Raw genomic sequence first — 15237 nt, 5'->3', positions numbered from 1 at the left:
CCGCCGCCGGCCACCCACTCGACGATCCCTGTCCCGTCACATCCAGAGCAGCTGTGCGTGCCGCGTCCCGTCGATGTCCAGCACGTTCTCCTCGTCGATGAACCCGTGTTCGACTGCCAGCGTGACGGTCTCGGTGCCCACGAGATTGGCGACGGTACACTGCGAGAGGCTGTCGAGGACGGTCTGCTCGTCGACTTCCTCCCCGTCGTAGAACCCCTCGTCGACGGTCAGCGAGATCTCGCCGTCGTCGAAGGTCTCGCCGATGATGTCGGGATCGCACACGGAGACCAGCGTCCCCTCGTCGGTCTCGCGTTCGTTGAGGATCATTCGAGCAGTTCTTGTTCGGCCTCTTCGCGCATCTCTTCGGCTTCCTCGACCAGTTTCTCGGCGCGCTCGTACTCTTCCATCTCCTCTAATGCGCGGGCCTTCTCTTCGAGGATGTCGGGGTTGCGAAAGCCCAGGCGGGTGGCGTTGTCGAAGGCGTCGACGGCGTCCTCGGCCAGCCCACGCTCCAGCAGGAAGAAACCGCGGTTGTACCAGGCTTCGGCGAACCGTGGATCGATCTCGACCGCCCGCTCGGCGTGTTCGAGCGCCTGTTCGGTCCGCCCGGACTCCCACAGCGCGTACGCGAGGTTCGTCTCGGCCGTGGCCGCGTGCTCGTTGCTCGCGCTCGGCGCGTCGTCCCCGAGCGCACCGCCAGCGTCGCTCTCTTCCTCGACGTTGAGGGCTTCCCGGTAGGCACCGATGGCGGCGTCCCACTCTTCCATCTCGGCGTGGGCCGCGCCCTTGTTGGTCCAGGCCTCCTGTTCGATCCGCTCGTCGTCGGCGAATCGGGCGGCCCGTTCGAAGGTCTCGGCGGCCTGTTCGTGGCGGTTGATGTGGACGTACGAGACGCCCACGTCGAGCAGTTTCTCGGCGTCGACCGCGTCGGTCGGGACGTTTTGCTCGTCGAGGATGTCGGTGACGACTCGGGAGTCGACCGGATCGACCTTGTCCGTGTCGACGGCCAGCTCGGGCGGATCGATGTCGAACCCCTCGTAGGGCTCGTCGAAACCCTGCCCCGAGGAGAACTCGTGGTCGTCGCGCTCTGGATCAGTCATACTCCGGGGTTGGCGGTCAGGATGGTTAAGGGCTACGTCACTCGCCGTCCGCGGCGGTCGCGTCGGGCTCGGCGGCGTCTGGCGAAACGTAGACGGCACTCACAGCGAGGTACAGGAGACTACCGACGACGAGGAGCGCGGCGACGGGGACGTTTCCCGGACTGACGGCCCCGACCAGGAGTCCCACGGCGACCACGACGACTGCCGTACAGCGGCGGACGGTCCGTTGCAGGGCGGCAACGTCTTCCATATCGGCTCGTGTGCGGCGGGCGAAATAGTGGTTGTGGAAGACTCAAGTCAGCGACGCCCGATCGTTCCGTATGAGCAAGCGACTGTTCGTCAGCGTCGGACTGGACGGGCTGGCCGAGGCGGTCGCCACGGTCCAGGAACCCTTCGTCGACGCCAGCGGCCTGAACCACGTCGACCCGGAGCAGGCCCACGTCACCCTGCAGTTCCTCGGAGAGACCGAGCCCCACCGCGTCGACGAGCTCGTCGAGGAGCTACACGCGGCCGTCGCCGACAGCGGCGTCGGTCCGTTCACCGTCAGCTTCGAGGGGCTCGGCGTCTTCCCGAGTCTGGACTACATCACCGTCGTGTGGCTGGGCGTCGACGCCGGAAGCGAGCAGCTGACTCGCCTCCACGACGCGATCGAGGACCGGACCACCGCGATGGGGTTCGAACCGTCCGACCACGAGTTCACGCCACACGTCACGCTCGCCCGGATGAACCACGCCGGTGACAAGGAACTGGTCCAGGAGCTCGTTCGCGAGCGCGATCCGACTGCGGGCACGCGCCGCGTCGAGGAGATCCGACTGACCGAGAGCGTCCACACCGACGCGGGGCCGCTGTACTCGACGATCGCGTCGGTGCCGCTGTCGTGACCGGCCGATCAGGGACCCAGCCCGAGTGGTGCGCCCGGCTTGATCCGGGTCGCGATCCACTCCTGGCCCGTCGGGTCGGCCGGTGCGAGTGCGAGCCTGACCGTGGTGCCGACCGGCCGGGCCGCCAACTTCTCGCGGACGAGCGAGTCGGCGTAGTCGACGACGTGGTGCGTCGTGGTCGTGCCGGCCTCCCGGACCGTCACCGAGCCGTCGTCTCTGACTGCACTCTCGATAACGAACGTACCTTCACTATTCGGCGGCTTCACCGTAGACATGTTTCTGAATTCCACGAAATCTTGTATAAGCGTTCTCCAATAGGGGGTTAGTACAGTTCGATGTATTATACCGGGATCCACCAGTACAAGGACGACGTAACAGTTGAAAGTGTATTAGGACTGCCGCCGGATTTAGGGCTCCCAAAAACATCGGATTCGTGATAGGTCTTATGGCGTCGTATCCGCAAGATCCGATATGGCCCTCGTCGAGAATCTCGTGTTGGTCTTCGTCGCTGGATTGCTCACGGCGCTGGCCACGGGGCTCGGCGCGATCCCGTTTTTCGTCGTCGACGACTTCAGCGATCGCTGGAACGTCGCGCTGTGGGGCGTCGCTTCCGGGATCATGGTCTCGGCGTCGCTGTTCGGACTCGTCCGGGAGGGGCTCGCCTACGGGTCGCCGATTCTGCTGGTGCCCGGACTGCTGGCGGGGGTCGTGCTCGTGGTCGTCGGTCACCGCGTCGTCGACTCCTACGACCACCACCCCGAGGCGTTCGAGGAGGCCGACTTCAAGAAGCTCGTCCTCATCCTCGGGGTGTTGACGGTCCACAGCTTCCCGGAGGGCGTCGCCGTCGGCGTGAGCTTCGCCGAACTGGGGCTGGCCGGCGCTGAGACCGTCACCGTCCTCGGGCTCGGACTCCCGGTGCTCGCGGTGTTCATGACCGTCGCTATCTCGATCCACAACGTCCCCGAGGGCGTCGCCATCTCGATCCCGCTGCGGACGCTGGGGGTCAGCGAGTGGAAGATGGTGTGGTGGGCCGTCTTCTCGTCGTTGCCCCAGCCCATCGGTGCGGTCATCGCCTTCGCGTTCGTCCGACTGGCACGGGAGTTTCTGCCCTTCGGCTTCGGCTTCGCAGCCGGGGCGATGGTGTATCTCGTCGTCACGGAGTTCGTTCCGGAAGCCCTCGAATACGGGCGCGACCTCCCCGACGGCGGTCGGAAGGAACTCGTCACCGGAGCGGTTGCCGGCGTCCTCCTGATGGTGCCACTGGCGTTCGTCTGAGACGGACGGTCGTCGGAATTTGGCCGGTCGACCACACGACGGCGAGGGCCGCGATTTCGGCGACTCCCGTCGCCTAGATGCGATTCTTGACGACTTCGAGGTCGACGAACGCGCTGAGGGGCTCGCCGTACTCGTCGACGCGGTTCTCCATCCGATAGTTCGAGTGGTCGACGACGAAGTAGTACGGGCCGGCCACGTCGAGTGACTCCCGTGCGCCGTTCTGGGTCGACGCCTCGTAGGTCGACTCGTCGTCCGGCTTCGGGACCGCGGCCTTGCTGAACTCCTCGTGGCCGCCCGGGGTCTCGGTGGGCTCCTCGTCTTTGACGTACGCGTCGTAGTGCTCGTACTGGTCGTCGCCCACGAACAGATACACGTCGAAGCGGCGGTCGTCCGACCGGACCGTGTACGAGACGGCACCGCCGGTGTCGGATACGTCCGGTATCTTCTCGACCCAGCCGCTACCGGGCTCGACGCGGACGCTCTCCTGAACGCTCACGATCGCTTCTCCACCCAGTCCCAGACAACCGGTGGCTCCAAGCGACACTGCGACGCCGGTAGAACGCAGAAATCTCCGCCTTTTCATTGCTGATACTATCACGATCACAACAGCATAATACTGTCTGGCCAGTTTCCATCTCTGATAACTCCCTGCACAGCGCCGTGGCAGTCGACGGTGGGACCGACGCTGACCGAAAAGAACACACATTTAAGCTACGGCGCGGAAGAGACGCACATCATGAGCAACAAATCGAAAGCCCAGAAGAAGCGCCTGGCAAAGCTCGACCGCCAGAACAGCCGCATCCCCGCGTGGGTCATGCTCAAGACCGACCGCGATGTCCAGCGCAACCACAAGCGTCGCAACTGGCGACGAGGCAACACTGACGAATAATGAGCGCTAACGACTTCGAGGAACGGGTCGTCACCGTTCCGCTCCGCGACGCAGACGCAGAAGCGAACCACAAGAAGGCAGACAAGGCGATGTCCATCGTCCGCGAACACCTCGCGAAGCACTTCGCCGTCGACGAGGACGCCGTCCGCCTCGACCCATCGATCAACGAAGCGATCTGGGAACGCGGTCGGTCGAACCCGCCGAGCAAGCTCCGCGTACGCGCCGCCCGATTCGACGAAGAGGGCGAGAACGTCGTGGAAGCCGAGACTGCAGAGTAAATCTTGCTCCGCGCGGCCTTCTCGGGTTCGTCGTACGTCGGTGTCTTCGCACGGGCGACGGACGACTGTCTGCTGGTTCGCCCCGACATCGAGCAGTCGCTACAGGACGCACTCGGTGCCGAACTCGACGTGCCGGTCGTCCCGACTAACGTCGGCGGCTCCGGCACCGTCGGAGCACTCGCGACCGGCAACGAGAACGGACTCCTCGTCTCCAGTCGCGTCCGCGACCGGGAGATCGACCGGATCATCGACGCCGTCGACCTCCCGGTCTACGAACTCCCCGGCCGGATCAACGCCGCCGGGAACGTGGTGCTCTGTAACGACACCGGTGCGTACGTCCACGCGAATCTCTCGGACGAAGCCGTCTCGGTCGTCGAGGACGCACTCGACGTGCCGGTCGAGCGGGGGACGCTCGCCGACGTCGAGACTGTCGGGACCGCCGCCGTCGCGACGAACCGCGGCGTCCTCTGTCACCCCAAGTCGACGGACCCGGAGCTCGACGCCCTCGAAGCGCTCCTGGGCGTGCCCGCCGACATTGGAACGGTCAACTACGGCGGACCGCTGGTGGGCTCTGGCCTGCTGGCAAACACCAACGGCTACGTCGTCGGCGACGACACGTCCGGTCCGGAGCTGGGTCGGATCGAGGACGCACTGGGATACATCGACTAGTTTTCCGTCGGCGATCGGCTCTGCCGTTCTCTTGGTGGCGCTCTGGCCACACCGTTTCGCACGTACCGTCAGTCTCAGACGAACGCCGTGCGCTGGGCGCGAATCGATCGGCGACGCCCGTTCGCTGTCGCGCAAGGAGAAGATACTTCCCTATCCCCGCCGCATCCAGAGGCATGAGTGAATTTACGGTCACCGGGACGTTCGAATCCCGTGACGGCAACCAGCCCTTCGAGAAGACGGTCGAAGCACCGAACGAGAACGTCGCGCGAGACCGAGCGTTCGCCGCCTTCGGCTCGGAGCACGGCCTCAAGCGCACGCAGGTCGAGATCAGCGAGGTGGCACAATGATGGGCGGTGGCGGCGGTGGCGGCCAGATGCAGCAGATCCAGCAGGAGATCGAACAGATCGAACAGGAGCAGGAAGCCATCGAAGAGGAGATCGAGTCCCTGCGCAACGAGCAGACCGAGATCGACGAGGCCATCGAGGCCATCGAGACGCTCGACAGCGGCGACACGGTGCAGGTCCCGCTGGGTGGCGACGCCTACCTCCGCGCCGAGATTCAGGACATCGACGAGGTCATCGTCTCGCTCGGTGGCGGCTACGCCGCAGAGCGCGCGGAAGCCGGAGCCATCGACAGCCTCGAAACGAAGCAAGACACCATCGACGACCGCATCGAGGACCTCGAATCCGACATCGCCGAGCTCGAGACCGAGGCCGAGAAGATGCAACAGCAGGCCCAGCAGATGCAACAACAGCAGATGCAGCAGATGATGCAACAGCAGGAAGAAGGCGACGACGAGTAAGGGGCCGATGTTCGACGGACTGAAAGACAAGCTCGGTAGCTTCACCTCCGACGTCGAGGAAGACGTCGACGACGAGGCACAGGAGGCCATCGAGGAAGACGCTGCCGAGGCCGACAGCGCGGCACCCGAGAGCGGTGCCCAACAGACGGACGCCGCTCCCACAGAGGACGCGGCCACGGCGGACGCTCCGGCGGCCGACACGGACGATGCGTCGGAAGAGGACGACCGTGGCCTGACCGAGAAAGCCAAGATCCTCGCCACCGGCAAGTCGATCATCGACGAGGAGGACCTCCAGGACCACCTCGACGATCTGGAGCTCGCTCTGCTCTCCAGCGACGTGGAGATGGGCGTCGCCGGAGAGATCCTCTCGGGCGTCGAGGAGAACCTCGTCGGCGAGACGCGCCGTCGGCTCTCCAGTACGGGGAATCTCGTCCGTGACGCGCTCCGCGAGTCGCTGTACGACGTGATCAGCGTCGGCCAGTTCGACTTCGAGCAGCGGATTCGAGCGGCCGACAAGCCGGTCGTCATCATCTTCACCGGCGTCAACGGCGTCGGGAAGACGACGACCATCGCCAAGCTCTCAGAACGGCTCGAAGGACAGGGGCTCTCGACCGTACTCGCCAACGGCGACACCTACCGCGCGGGCGCGAACGAACAGCTCCAGAAGCACGCCGACAACCTCGATCGGACGCTGATCTCGCACGAACAGGGGTCGGACCCGGCCGCGGTGATCTACGACGCCGTCGAGTACGCCGAGGCCAACGACACCGACGTGGTGCTGGGCGACACGGCCGGCCGGCTCCACACCTCGGACGATCTGATGGCCCAACTGGAGAAGATCGACCGCGTGATCGATCCGGACATGACCATCTTCGTCGACGAGGCAGTCGCGGGACAGGACGCCGTCAACCGGGCCCGCGAGTTCGACGAGGCCGCCGAGATCGACGGCGCGGTGTTGACGAAAGCCGACGCCGATCCACAGGGCGGGGCGGCGATCTCGATCGCACACGTCACCGGGAAACCGATCCTCTTCCTGGGCACCGGCCAGGGGTACGACGATCTCGAACGGTTCGATCCGGAAGAAGTCGTCGACCGGCTGCTCGACGCCTGACGCTGCCGGCACTCTGTCTTTTACGCGGTCTCCGCGTCGACGAGAGCCGTCGGCGATCAGTTCCGGGCGTCTTCGACGGCCTGGACGAACTCCGCGGCCTGCTCGCGGACGCCGTCCATGTCGCCGGCCTCGATGGCCTCGTAGTTCACCAGCGCGGAGCCGGCACCGACCGCGACCGCACCGGCGTCGAAGTAGTCGTCGACGTTGTCCGCGGAGACGCCGCCGGTCGGCATGATCGGCACGTCACCGAGCGGGCCCTGGAGCGCGCCGATGTGGTCCGGGCCGACGGTCGAGGCGGGGAACATCTTCAGGATGTCCGCACCGGCGGCCATCGCCGCGTCGGCCTCGGTCGGCGTCATGACGCCGGGGATGGCGACGACGCTCTCGCGGTTGCACACTTCCATGACCTCCTCGTTGAGATTGGGTGCCAGGACGAACTCCGCGCCGGCCTCGATGACGTTGCGCGCGGCGGCGCCGTCCATGACGGTGCCCGCGCCGATGACGGCGTCCGTGCCCGCCAGCGCGCGGTCGACCTTCGCGATCATCTCGCTGCAACGCTTGGCGTCGGCGGTCAGTTCGAGTGCGGTGACGCCGCCCGCGTGGATGGCTTCGGCCACGTCGACGATGTCGTCCTCGGGAATCCCGCGCATGACTGCGGTGACGCCGCTGTCGACGATGCTGTCCATGACGGCCTGTTTGTTCGTCATGAGCGAGGATGTGGGGGGCGGCGACTAAAGCCCATCTCTTTGCCCGCCGAATCCGAGAACCCCGGACGCTTCACTCCGCGTCGTCGTAGGGGATCGCCGGGTCGGTCTTCGGCGCACCAGTCCCCATCACAGTCACCGACTCGTCCGCGTCGTCGGGGTTGTACGCCCGATGAGGGCTCTCGGGCTCGGCGAGGAACACCTCGCCCTCGGGGACGACGAACGCCTCGTCGGGCGTCTCGACGTGGAGGGTCCCCGAGAGCACGACGAACGCCTCCTCGCGCTGGCGGTGTGCGTGGTAGACGCGAGGGAGCTGCTCGCCGGGGGCCATGGTGTAGCGCGCGAGGTGGAGCAGCGACGTGTCCACTTGGTCGGAGACTGCTCGTCGATCACAGGGGTAGTCCGGGGTCGCGTCGATCTCGTCGGGGTCGATCTGGTGGTAGGCCACGCCCGGCGACACGGCCGGCGCGGGTATGTAGGTGTCGAGAGGGCGACCCAGCAGACAAAGGCTTTAACGACGGGGTCGCGTATCTCCGTCAAATGGTACTCGACGATCTGGGCAGTTCCCTGCGGGGGACGCTCGACGATCTCCGTGGCAAGTCCCGCATCTCCGAGGAGGACATCGAGGACATCGTCAAGGAGATCCAGCGGTCGCTGCTGCAAGCGGACGTGGACGTGGGGCTGGTCCAGGACCTCTCTGACGGTATCAAATCGCGAGCGTTAGACGAGGAACCGCCCGCCGGCACGACCCCGCGAGACTGGGTCTTGCGCATCGTCTACGAGGAACTGGTGGATCTGGTGGGAGAGTCCACCGAGATCCCGCTGGAGAACCAGACGATCATGCTCGCCGGCCTCTACGGGTCGGGGAAGACTACGACCGCGGCAAAGATGGCGTGGTGGTTCTCGAAGAAGGGGCTGCGGCCGGCGGTGATCCAGACCGACACGGACCGTCCCGGCGCGTACGACCAGTCGAAGCAGATGGCCGACAACGCCGAGGTCGAGTTCTACGGCGACGAGGACTCGAACGATCCCGTCGAGATCGCTCGCGAGGGGCTGGCGGCGACGGAAGACGCCGACGTGCGCATCGTCGACACCGCCGGTCGTGACGGGCTCAACGAGGAGCTGATCGACCAGATCGAGCGCATCGGTGCGGAAGTCCAGCCCGACCGGAACCTGCTGGTGATCGACGCCGCGATGGGCCAGTCCGCGAAGGACCAGGCCCAGGAGTTCGAGGACGCCATCGGCATCGACGGCGTCGCGATCACGAAACTCGACGGCACGGCGAAAGGTGGGGGCGCGCTGGCGGCCGTCGACCAGACCGACTCCACCATCGCCTTCCTCGGGACCGGCGAGACGGTCAAGGACATCGAGCGCTTCGAGCCGTCGGGGTTCATCTCGCGGCTGCTCGGCATGGGCGACCTCAAGCAGCTCACCGAGCGCGTCGAGCGCGCGATGGAGGAGACCGGCGAGGAGGAGGGCGACTGGGAGCCCGAGGACATGATGGAGGGCTCCTTTACCCTGAAGGACATGCGCAAGCAGATGGAGGCGATGAACAACATGGGGCCCTTAGACCAGGTGATGGACATGATCCCCGGGCTGGGCGGCGGGCTCATGGACCAGCTGCCCGACGACGCCATGGACGTGACCCAGGAGCGGATGCGTGACTTCGAGGTCATCATGGACTCGATGACCGAGGAGGAACTGGAAAATCCCCGCGTCGTCGGCCAGTCCCGCACCGAGCGCATCGCCCGCGGATCGGGCAAGCCCGAGGAACGCATCCGGGAACTGCTCCAGCAGCACAAGCAGATGGACCAGATGCTCAACCAGTTCCAGGGGATGGGCGAGGGCGACATGGAACGCATGATGCAACAGATGCAACAGCAGGGCGGCGGCCCCGGCGGCGGCATGGGCGGAATGGGCGGCGGTGGCGGCCCCTTCGGCGACTGACTCCTCTCTCCCGCAGCGCCAGCAGACACGCCGTCTCGAAGAGGACGTAGAGCTACGGCGACTGGACGAACAGCGGCCGCGTCATACCCCCGACTACGCCGGCCGGAAAAAAGCGATTCCGCTTTCTGGCGTGGCATTCGATAATGGGTCAATATCGGGCACAGGACACCGAAAGCCCTCGTGCAGTTCCGCCACCGAAAGACTCGCTACGCTCGTCTTTCGAGGTCTCGTTCGCTCCGCTCACGAGACTCCCGGGACCCACACTGCTCTCCTCGTTCCTGCGGTGCTTGTGAGGTCCGGGTTCCCGGAACTGCACTCGCCCTTCCATCCGCCAGGAGTCTCCCGGTTTGGCGTACTACTTGCCTGGCGGATGGAAGGGCGAGTGGCGATTGATCCCTCCCAGACGAAGCAAGCACCTGCTGGAGCGCAGCGAGTCTCGGAGCGGTCAATCGCCGCGAGGGCTTTCGGTGTCTGCAATCGATCAGTTGCTGCTTCTGGACCGGGTCTTTCCCTGCTGTCAGCCCTCGCCTTCACTTCTGGCCGCCGCGAGCGACCAGAAGAAGCCGTAGTAGGCGAGGACGCCGGCTCCCATCGTGAGGTAGTAGGCCCACTGTGGCCCGGCCAGCAGATCGAACAGCAGGGTCACGACCGTGACCCAGATCACGGCGAAGGCCAGGTCGACCAGCATGCCCGAGCGGTGTTCCCGGACGTGTTCGCCGATCGTCTCGAGGACGCCCATCAGGCCTCGTCGCCCTCCCCGTGTGCGTCGACCACGAGGACGGGCAGGCGAGTCCGGCGCAGCACCTTCTCGGCGACGCTGCCCAGGACGACTCGCGAGAGCCCCGACCGGCCGTGCGACCCCATCACGACGAGGTCGATCTCGTTGTCCTCGACGAACTTCCGGATCGCTCGGGCCGGCTGGCCAGCCGTGACGTGTTCCTCGACGGTCAGACCGTGCTCGGCCGCCCGGTCGACCACGTAGCCGGTGGCCTTCTCGGCCTCGTCGGTGACTTCCGTCATCTCGTCGAGGTCGCCCCGACGGATGCGGTCGATCTGTTCGGTGCCCAGCGAGTAGTTGGTCGCGTCGATGTCGACGACGTAGAGCGCGTGTAGCGTCGCGTCGTACTTCGCGGCGATGTCGATCGCGTGCTCGACTGCGCTTTCGGCCGTGTCGCTACCGTCCGTCGGCACGAGGATGTTGTCGTACATCAGTCATCACCCGGCGTTTCCGCACCGCTGACGACCTCTTCGGCCGTCTGCTGTTGTCCCATCGGTTCCGGACTGTGACACTGGCGAACCATCCGCTTGGTCTCCAGTGGCGGTTCCTCTGTGGCCATCGAGACGGCGATCGTGACGACGAACACCAGCGGTGCGGCGACGAGCGCCGAGCCGATCGCCGGGAGCCACTGTGCGAGGGTGGCCGAGAGCACGCCGTCAGAGCCGGCTGCACCCGCGAGGAGCCCGTAGCTCGGGACCACCTCGTTGACCATGGGGATGAGCCAGACGACGAGGCCGGTCGACATCCCGGCCAGTGCGCCCTGTCGGTTCGTGTTCTCCCACCAGAGCCCGAGGAAGAACATCGGGAAGAGCACGGAGCCCGCGAGCGAGAACGCGTAGGTCACCAGCGCGGCAATCGGTGCTGCGGGATCCAGCGCCGCGAGCGTCGTGATGACGCCCAGCGCGACGATGCTCAGGCGACCGACCAACACCTGCTGGCGCTGAGTCGCGTCGGGGTTGATCAGTCCCTTGTAGATGTCGTGAGAGATCGCCGAGGAGCCGGCGATAAAGAGGCCGGCGGTCGTCGCGATCGCGGCGGCGATCCCGCCGGAAGCGACGAGGCCGACGAACCACTCTGGCAGTCCCGCCAGCTGGGTCGCCAGCACGACGATCACGTCGCCCGCGGCACTGGACATCCCGGGATCGCCGTAGACGGCACCGATCTCGTTGGCGTAGAGGTCGGTCCCGAAGGCGGCGAAGGCCGGCGCGCTCAGGTACAGCAGGCAGATGAAAAAGAGGCCCCAGACCGTCGACCAGCGGGCCGTCCGCTCGCTCTCGACCGTGTAGAACCGCACCAGTACGTGGGGCAAGCCACAGGTCCCGACGACGAGCGTGAAGGCCGTCGCGATCCACGTGTAGTAGCTCTCGGTGGTGAACGGCTCGCTGAACTCGGCGCTGAGCGCGCCGATCAGTCGACCGTACTCGAGCTGGGGCAACACCGTCGAGTACCCCTGGGTGTACCCGACCGCGTAGAGGCCGGCCAGGAACGCGACGATGAGGATGACGAACTGGACGGTCATGTTCTTGGTCGCGCCCAGCATGCCCGACAGCGTGAGGTAGCCGACCGTGATCGCCATCATCAACACGACCATCGACTGGTACCCCGAGAGCCCGGGGATGCCGATGTCGCCGAAGATGTACAGTCCGACCAGCCCCATTCCGCGGGCCTGACCGATCGCGTAGACGAACCCGATGAGGAACGTCGTCACGGCCGCCATCGCGCGTGCGCTGTCGGAGTTGAACCGGTCGCCGACGAAGTCCGGCGCGGTGTACTTCCCGAACCGGCGCATCTGGGCGGCCATGAAGATCAGGAGGATGAAGTAGCCCGTCGACCAGCCGACGACGAAGGCCAGTCCGTAGAAGCCAAACAGCGCGATCGTCGCGGCCATCCCGAGGTAGGAGGCCGCAGACATCCAGTTCGCGCCGATCGCCATCCCGTTCTCGACGTTGCCGATCGAGCGGCCGGCGACCCACATGCCCTCGGTGTCTGCCACCTTGAACACGTAGCCGACCGCCAGAAAGAGCAAGAGCATGGCCGTGACCATGATCCCGGGGATGAGCTTGAAGGAAATCTCCAGCCCCTCCGGGAGCAGGCCCGACTGGAGGAGGAGCCCGCTCATTCGGCCGTCCCTCCGTCGGCCGCGGCCGCGACCTCCGTCTCCGGCTCGGGCTCGGTCTCGTGGCTGATCCCGTACTCCTCGTCGAGGGCGTCACGCTTGCGGGCGTACCAGATCGACAGGAGCAACGCGCCGACGGGCGCGCCGATCCCGACCAGGAAGTAGTGCAGCGGGAACCCGATGACCGGGATGGGTGCCGTCATCACGCCGGGGATGATCGGCGTCAGCGACACCGGGCCGAACACGATGAGCAGCCACGCGACGAAGCCCGACCAGATGATCCGCAGGTGGTCGCGCATGAACGGCGTCGACGGACTGAAGATGTTGACTTCTGCGTCGAGGTACGCCACCTCGTCGCCGGTCGCGACGCCGCCGTCCGGCCGCGGTTCCGAATCGGTCGTTGACTCGTCGGCCGACGAGTCGACTGTCCTGTCGCTGCCAGCATCACCATTTTTCATGATGTACACTGGGCCGGTACTAACGCCTGTTTGAAAACTCTATGGTCGAAATGGGTGGTAGTGTTCAAACAAAGGTCATTGAACTGGAGACGCTGAAAGGGCGGGGGTGCTCGATTCTTCTCGGGTGAAATCTGTGAATGGCACACAGACCACCACTGACTCGGGAAAATTCGACGACATCTCGCCGAAGGAGTGTGTTAGCGACTCGTACAAGTTGGTCCGGCTCGAACTTCGTCCGGAGATGGTAGAGAACCGTATTCGTAGGCGGTGAGTTCTCACTGGAACCACACAGCGTAGAGACCGAGGTCCGTCGGTGTATATCTCGATGAGAACCTCGTAGATCTCCTTAGCTTCGATTTCAGCCTAGCGCCGATGTCAAGTCAATTTATCGCTGAGCGTGTTGATGAGAAGGATATGGAGTTGGTCTTCGTGGATTTCACCTGCTTGCTTGGTCTTGAATCCACCATCAGCAAGCAGACGTTCTATCTAATCGGCTTTGTGATATAGTGAAATTTAGATAGTAGGTGCCTGTCATACAATAATTCCCACCAAATATTATTCATATATCTGAGGTTGTATAGAATCGTCGGATGTCGAAAGCACGGACTTAAGCGCGAATTTAGCTGTACAATAGTTGGGCAGAAGGCGCGAGGTATATACTCTAATAGGCCTTGTTTAGACGCGTGATTTCACGGTCATGAGTGGCTGACGCTGAGTTCGATGTTTCTGACAGCACATTTCAGAACGAGTTCGCGGAACTGACCGAACCAGGTTCGAGCCCGAACGATCTCGCCGTATTTGCGTCGCAGCGCGAAAAACGTGGATTCGGCGTTCGAGCGTTGATGGTAGATCGTATCATCTTGCAAGAAATTGTTGGCGATGCCGTGCCAGCCGAATTCGCGGTGCTTGATCACCGGTTTAACGCCTTCTGCACGCAGTCTTTGGCGAAGTAACCACCAGTCGTAGCCTTTGTCGGCGGTGAGAATATTCAGTTTGTCGAGATTGCGTTTGACCATCTGCCAGCCGATCTTGGAATCGTGCGGTTGTTTCATCGAGCAATGTATATCTAGGATCGCACCAGTCTTGCAGTCACTCAGAAGGGTCGTTTTCACCGCCTCGAACGTGTAGTTCGTCCGTTTTGCGTAGTGTTGGCTGGCAGCAATCCGATCCATGCCGGTTGCGTCAATTGCCTGAACATCACCGAGGTCGTGCAACTCCGCCGACAGCCGCAGCAAGACGCGCCAAATACGCATTTCCAGATCCTGCTTGCGCGCACACACGGTCGTGAAATCAGGCAGATCAGCCACCGCTAGGTCGAGTTTAGCGACAATTCCATGCATCTCGTGGAGCACGTCCAGCAACCGCCGATACGTGTGATCAAGATACTCGCGGAGGCCGTGAATCGCCACGATCACCCAATCTGCGTAGCCGTTTTCTCCTTCTTCGTACGCTGGATCTGGTTCGCCGACGACGGCTTTTTGAGCAAGCGAGACAACCCGATCAGTGAAGCGGGCGAGTTTGCTGGACACAAACTCGTCTTCCCGCTTCACTCCCTAGTAAGTTAGACATTTAGCCGCTCTTACTAGCGTCTAAACACGCCCGAACGCATGCGGTGTTAGTATCCTAGCGACCTACCGGGAGCCGGACGCGGGCTGAAGCTGCCCGTGTCCAGCGGTGGGCTCGTGAACAGAGTGCCAAGCGAACAAAAATATCTGGGTGTCCCAGCACTCTCAGTGTATGCAAGCTGTCGTGTTAGCTGAGGGTGAGGTAACGTGACTACGGCCGCTCACCGAGCACGGTGCTGACGAGTTCGTCGTCATCGTCGTGGGGTATCTTAACGAGAAGATCATCGACCGCTACGGCAATACGTATGAGAGGATTCCGATCATGTACGCCCACTAGCGCGAACAGCAGGGGCTCGCGCACGCACTGTTCACCGTTGAGGAGCACGTCGACGACGACTCATGCTCGGCGACAACGTGTTCTAGGCGAACTTCGAAGCGTAATGAGGCGCCAGCACGAGAAAGAACAGGTGACTCAGGTCCGGTTAACTGGCGATGCTTTGTGAGGTACTGAGATTAGCTAGGCGATGACTTGTTGATCCAGAGCGGGGGAACGATTGATGATATCGGGCTTGAGGCGTGACGGATCGACGAAGATTATCCCGAGAATTGGGTCAAGGCTGAGTGACGGTTACAGGAAGGGGAAGTATGGGCGTAACATACGCCA

Annotated in this window: 21 protein-coding genes and 2 pseudogenes; 10 read left to right on the top strand and 13 right to left on the bottom strand. The window is 64.0% G+C overall.

Going from position 1 to position 15237, the window contains the following annotated elements:
• Positions 1 to 36: 36 nt before the first annotated feature.
• The 3 genes from HMUK_RS05895 to HMUK_RS05885 are packed head-to-tail and all read right to left on the bottom strand — an operon-like array spanning position 37 to position 1350.
• Positions 37 to 327, bottom strand: a complete 291-nt coding sequence (locus tag HMUK_RS05895; protein WP_015762209.1) for a DUF424 domain-containing protein — start codon at positions 325 to 327, stop codon at positions 37 to 39.
• The gene (locus HMUK_RS05890; protein WP_015762208.1) at positions 324 to 1100 is read right to left on the bottom strand and encodes a tetratricopeptide repeat protein; all 777 of its coding nucleotides are present in this window, start codon (positions 1098 to 1100) and stop codon (positions 324 to 326) included. The genes HMUK_RS05895 and HMUK_RS05890 overlap by 4 nt, the downstream gene beginning before the upstream one ends.
• 37 nt (positions 1101 to 1137) lie before the next feature.
• Positions 1138 to 1350, bottom strand: a complete 213-nt coding sequence (locus HMUK_RS05885) for a hypothetical protein (protein WP_015762207.1) — start codon at positions 1348 to 1350, stop codon at positions 1138 to 1140.
• A gap of 70 nt (positions 1351 to 1420) precedes the next feature.
• On the opposite strand from HMUK_RS05885, the gene thpR reads away from it, so the two are divergent.
• Positions 1421 to 1981, top strand: a complete 561-nt coding sequence (gene thpR, locus HMUK_RS05880) for an RNA 2',3'-cyclic phosphodiesterase (RefSeq protein WP_015762206.1) — start codon at positions 1421 to 1423, stop codon at positions 1979 to 1981.
• A gap of 8 nt (positions 1982 to 1989) precedes the next feature.
• Here thpR and HMUK_RS05875 read toward each other — a convergent pair whose 3' ends face one another.
• Positions 1990 to 2256 carry a hypothetical protein gene (locus HMUK_RS05875; protein WP_015762205.1) on the bottom strand — a complete coding sequence of 89 codons (267 nt, stop codon included), beginning with the start codon at positions 2254 to 2256 and terminating at the stop codon, positions 1990 to 1992.
• A gap of 196 nt (positions 2257 to 2452) precedes the next feature.
• On the opposite strand from HMUK_RS05875, the gene HMUK_RS05870 reads away from it, so the two are divergent.
• Positions 2453 to 3256 (top strand): ZIP family metal transporter, encoded by an 804-nt coding sequence (locus HMUK_RS05870; RefSeq protein ID WP_015762204.1) that lies wholly within the window; start codon positions 2453 to 2455, stop codon positions 3254 to 3256.
• Between the two features lie 73 nt (positions 3257 to 3329).
• Here HMUK_RS05870 and HMUK_RS05865 read toward each other — a convergent pair whose 3' ends face one another.
• Positions 3330 to 3839 (bottom strand): hypothetical protein, encoded by a 510-nt coding sequence (locus tag HMUK_RS05865; protein WP_015762203.1) that lies wholly within the window; start codon positions 3837 to 3839, stop codon positions 3330 to 3332.
• 153 nt (positions 3840 to 3992) lie between these two features.
• Here HMUK_RS05865 and HMUK_RS05860 point away from each other — a divergent pair, with 153 nt between their 5' ends.
• From HMUK_RS05860 to ftsY, 6 genes are all read left to right on the top strand, one after another.
• Positions 3993 to 4145: a 50S ribosomal protein L39e gene (locus HMUK_RS05860; protein ID WP_015762202.1), complete on the top strand. Its 153-nt coding sequence runs from the start codon at positions 3993 to 3995 to the stop codon at positions 4143 to 4145.
• On the top strand, positions 4145 to 4423 hold the full coding sequence (locus HMUK_RS05855) for a 50S ribosomal protein L31e (protein ID WP_015762201.1): 279 nt from the start codon (positions 4145 to 4147) through the stop codon (positions 4421 to 4423). Before HMUK_RS05860 ends, HMUK_RS05855 begins: the two co-directional genes overlap by 1 nt.
• Positions 4424 to 4426: 3 nt before the next feature.
• The gene (locus tag HMUK_RS05850) at positions 4427 to 5092 is read left to right on the top strand and encodes a translation initiation factor IF-6 (RefSeq protein WP_015762200.1); all 666 of its coding nucleotides are present in this window, start codon (positions 4427 to 4429) and stop codon (positions 5090 to 5092) included.
• Positions 5093 to 5265: 173 nt separating this feature from the next.
• Positions 5266 to 5439, top strand: coding sequence for a 50S ribosomal protein L18Ae (rpl18a, locus tag HMUK_RS05845; RefSeq protein ID WP_015762199.1), 174 nt, complete (start codon positions 5266 to 5268; stop codon positions 5437 to 5439).
• Complete coding sequence (pfdA, locus tag HMUK_RS05840) at positions 5436 to 5894, top strand: prefoldin subunit alpha (protein WP_015762198.1); 459 nt, start codon at positions 5436 to 5438, stop codon at positions 5892 to 5894. Before rpl18a ends, pfdA begins: the two co-directional genes overlap by 4 nt.
• 7 nt (positions 5895 to 5901) lie before the next feature.
• Complete coding sequence (gene ftsY / locus HMUK_RS05835; RefSeq protein ID WP_015762197.1) at positions 5902 to 7005, top strand: signal recognition particle-docking protein FtsY; 1104 nt, start codon at positions 5902 to 5904, stop codon at positions 7003 to 7005.
• A 56-nt stretch (positions 7006 to 7061) separates the two neighbouring features.
• On the opposite strand, the gene HMUK_RS05830 is transcribed toward ftsY, so the two are convergent.
• Together HMUK_RS05830 and HMUK_RS05825 are read right to left on the bottom strand one after the other, a co-directional pair.
• Positions 7062 to 7712 (bottom strand): bifunctional 4-hydroxy-2-oxoglutarate aldolase/2-dehydro-3-deoxy-phosphogluconate aldolase, encoded by a 651-nt coding sequence (locus tag HMUK_RS05830; protein ID WP_015762196.1) that lies wholly within the window; start codon positions 7710 to 7712, stop codon positions 7062 to 7064.
• Positions 7713 to 7782: 70 nt separating this feature from the next.
• On the bottom strand, positions 7783 to 8157 hold the full coding sequence (locus tag HMUK_RS05825) for a cupin domain-containing protein (protein ID WP_015762195.1): 375 nt from the start codon (positions 8155 to 8157) through the stop codon (positions 7783 to 7785).
• Positions 8158 to 8249: 92 nt separating this feature from the next.
• On the opposite strand from HMUK_RS05825, the gene HMUK_RS05820 reads away from it, so the two are divergent.
• Entirely contained in the window at positions 8250 to 9656 is a 1407-nt protein-coding gene (locus tag HMUK_RS05820; protein ID WP_015762194.1) for a signal recognition particle protein Srp54, read from the top strand.
• Positions 9657 to 10173: 517 nt separating this feature from the next.
• On the opposite strand, the gene HMUK_RS05815 is transcribed toward HMUK_RS05820, so the two are convergent.
• The 6 genes and pseudogenes from HMUK_RS05815 to HMUK_RS05795 form a co-directional block, all read right to left on the bottom strand.
• Positions 10174 to 10395 (bottom strand): hypothetical protein, encoded by a 222-nt coding sequence (locus tag HMUK_RS05815; RefSeq protein ID WP_015762193.1) that lies wholly within the window; start codon positions 10393 to 10395, stop codon positions 10174 to 10176.
• Complete coding sequence (locus tag HMUK_RS05810) at positions 10395 to 10865, bottom strand: universal stress protein (RefSeq protein WP_015762192.1); 471 nt, start codon at positions 10863 to 10865, stop codon at positions 10395 to 10397. The genes HMUK_RS05815 and HMUK_RS05810 overlap by 1 nt, the downstream gene beginning before the upstream one ends.
• Positions 10865 to 12553 carry a sodium:solute symporter family transporter gene (locus HMUK_RS05805; RefSeq protein WP_015762191.1) on the bottom strand — a complete coding sequence of 563 codons (1689 nt, stop codon included), beginning with the start codon at positions 12551 to 12553 and terminating at the stop codon, positions 10865 to 10867. Before HMUK_RS05805 ends, HMUK_RS05810 begins: the two co-directional genes overlap by 1 nt.
• Positions 12550 to 13008, bottom strand: a complete 459-nt coding sequence (locus HMUK_RS05800) for a DUF4212 domain-containing protein (protein WP_015762190.1) — start codon at positions 13006 to 13008, stop codon at positions 12550 to 12552. Before HMUK_RS05800 ends, HMUK_RS05805 begins: the two co-directional genes overlap by 4 nt.
• 144 nt (positions 13009 to 13152) lie before the next feature.
• Positions 13153 to 13485, bottom strand: a pseudogene (locus tag HMUK_RS17865) (ISH3 family transposase); the annotation flags it as partial.
• 218 nt (positions 13486 to 13703) lie between these two features.
• A complete protein-coding gene (locus HMUK_RS05795) occupies positions 13704 to 14558 on the bottom strand; it encodes an IS5-like element ISHmu1 family transposase (RefSeq protein WP_015762189.1) in 855 nt (284 codons plus the stop codon).
• A gap of 187 nt (positions 14559 to 14745) precedes the next feature.
• Between HMUK_RS05795 and HMUK_RS17860 the strand changes: the two are divergent.
• Positions 14746 to 15031 (top strand): annotated as a pseudogene (locus tag HMUK_RS17860) (UTP--glucose-1-phosphate uridylyltransferase); the annotation flags it as partial.
• Positions 15032 to 15237: the final 206 nt, after the last annotated feature.

Origin of the sequence: Halomicrobium mukohataei DSM 12286, assembly GCF_000023965.1 — an archaeon.
GTDB classification, from domain to species: Archaea; Halobacteriota; Halobacteria; order Halobacteriales; family Haloarculaceae; genus Halomicrobium; species Halomicrobium mukohataei.
The sequence above is the reverse complement of the archived record's forward strand: the minus strand, read 5'-3'. Positions and strand labels throughout refer to the sequence as shown.